The following is a 2,216-nucleotide window of genomic DNA, read 5'->3' on the forward strand; positions in this document are numbered from 1 at the left end:
GCCCGGTTACATTCCGAACCCGGAAGCTAAGCCTTTCCGCGCCGATGGTACTGCAGGGGGGACCCTGTGGGAGAGTAGGACGCCGCCGAACAATCTTTCAAAAGGACCCTTGGTCCCAGCGTTCATGCTGGGACCAAGGGTCCTTTTTGTTTTTCTGCCCGAAGCGCGTCGGATGGCCGACTGCGCGAGAATGACTGCGTTACCCGAAGACTAGGAGTCACCCATGGCCACCAACTCTCCTGACGATCGTCCGGAGCGCGAGCCGCGTCACCGTGACAGCGGTGACCGGGGCGCCGACCGCGGTGGTCGTGACGACCGAGGCCCGCGTCGTGACAACGACCGTGGTGGCTTCCGTCGCGATGACCGCCCCGCCGGCGACCGTGGCGGGTTCCGCCGTGACGACCGCGCCGGCGGCGACAGGCGTGACGACCGTGGTGGCCGCCCGGCCGGCGGTGGCCAGGACCGTGGCGGCAGCAGCGCATCCGGTGGTGGGTTCCGCCGTGACGACAACCGTGGTGGCGGTGGTGACCGTGGCGGGTTCCGTCGTGACGACCGTTCCGGCGGCGGCTCCGAGCGTCGCGACGACCGGCCGAGTGGTGACCGGGGTGGCTTCCGTGGGCGCGATGACCGAAGTGGTCGCCCCTCCAGTGGTGGCTTCGAGCGCCGTGATGACCGTGGTGGGTTCCGTGGGCGTGATGACAGCCGTGGCGGCCGCCCTTCCGGTGGTGGCTTCGAGCGTCGTGACGATCGCGGTGGCGACCGTGGCGGCGACCGTGGTGGGTTCCGTCGGGATGACAGGCCCACCGGTGGTCCGCGTCGGGACGAGCGGCCCTCGGGCGACCGCGGCGGGTTCCGTCGCGATGACAACCGTGGTGGCGGCGGTGACCGTGGCGGGTTCCGTCGTGACGACCGCTCCGGCGGCGGCTTCGAGCGTCGTGACGACCGGCCGAGTGGTGACCGGGGTGGCTTCCGTCGCGATGACCGGCCGAGTGGTGACCGGGGTGGCTTCCGTCGCGATGAGCGGCCGAGTGGCGACCGTGGTGGTCGTCCCTCCGGTGGTGGCTTCGAGCGCCGTGACGACCGCGGTGGCGACCGTGGTGGGTTCCGTCGCGACGACCGGCCCAGCGGCGACCGCGGCGGCTACCGCGGACGTGATGACCGTGGTGGCGACCGTGGGCCGCGGCGGGACGACCGTTCCGGTGGCGGGTTCCGTGGGCGTGACGACCGGGGCGGCGACCGGGGTGGGTTCCGTGGGCGCGAGGACCGCGACCGGGAGCCGATCAAGCGGCTGCCGATTCCGGACGACGTCACGGGCCGCGAGATCGACCCGGATGTGCGCCAGGAGCTGATGAGCCTGCCCAAGACGCTGGCCGAGGACGTCGCCAGGAACCTGGTGATGGTGGCCAAGCTGATCGACGACGAGCCGGAGGAGGCGTACGCGTACTCGCGCATCGCGCTGCGGCTCGCCTCCCGCGTGGCTGCCGTACGCGAGGCCGCGGGCTTTGCCGCGTACGCCACACAGCGGTACACCGAGGCGCTGGCCGAGTTCCGGGCGACGCGTCGGATGACCGGGTCCGTCGAGCTGTGGCCCGTGATGGCCGACTGCGAGCGTGGCCTCGGCCGCCCCGAGCGGGCGATGGCCATGGCAGGCGAGCCCGAGGTGCAGAAACTGGACAAGGCCGGCCAGGTCGAGATGCGTCTGGTCGCGGCCGGTGCACGGCGGGACATGGGGCAGATCGACGCCGCCATCGTCACGCTCCAGGGGCCGGAGCTCGGCTCCAGCTCCGTACAGCCGTGGACGGCTCGGCTGCGGTATGCGTACGCCGACGCCCTGCTGACGGCGGGGCGTGAGGACGAGGCGCGGGAGTGGTTCGCCAAGTCGGTGGAAGCGGACAAGGACGGCAGCACGGACGCGTCCGACCGGCTTGCCGAACTGGACGGGGTCGAGTTCGTCGACGCGCTGCACGGTGACGAGGACGACGTGGTGCTGGTCGAGGAGACCGAGGTGATCGAGGTGCCTGAGGCGGAGGAGCCGGCGGGTGACGTGACCGGTGAGTCCGACGTGACCGGCGAGTCGGTTGCGCAGGCTCCGGTGGCCGCTGAGGAGGCCGTGCAGGCCGACAGCGGCGCCGAGACCGACGTCGAGGGCGAGCGGGCGGCCGACGACAAGGGCTGAGCAGGGAAGAGGGCGGCGCCCCGGAACTTCGGTTCCGGGG

General features: G+C 71.8%; 1 protein-coding gene, 1 rRNA gene and 1 pseudogene. All 3 read left to right on the forward strand.

Annotation, left to right across the window (positions count from 1 at the left end; genetic code table 11):
* A 5S ribosomal RNA gene (gene rrf, locus ACFWVV_RS37690) occupies positions 1 to 91 on the forward strand; the annotation flags it as partial.
* 132 nt (positions 92 to 223) lie between these two features.
* A pseudogene (locus tag ACFWVV_RS37695) lies at positions 224 to 1,225 on the forward strand (hypothetical protein); the annotation flags it as partial.
* A 123-nt stretch (positions 1,226 to 1,348) separates the two neighbouring features.
* The gene (locus ACFWVV_RS37700; protein ID WP_384359154.1) at positions 1,349 to 2,176 is read left to right on the forward strand and encodes a hypothetical protein; all 828 of its coding nucleotides are present in this window, start codon (positions 1,349 to 1,351) and stop codon (positions 2,174 to 2,176) included.
* The last annotated feature ends 40 nt before the right edge of the window (positions 2,177 to 2,216 follow it).

This window comes from Streptomyces sp. NPDC058663, assembly GCF_042716745.1.
Taxonomy (GTDB): Bacteria; Actinomycetota; Actinomycetes; order Streptomycetales; family Streptomycetaceae; genus Streptomyces.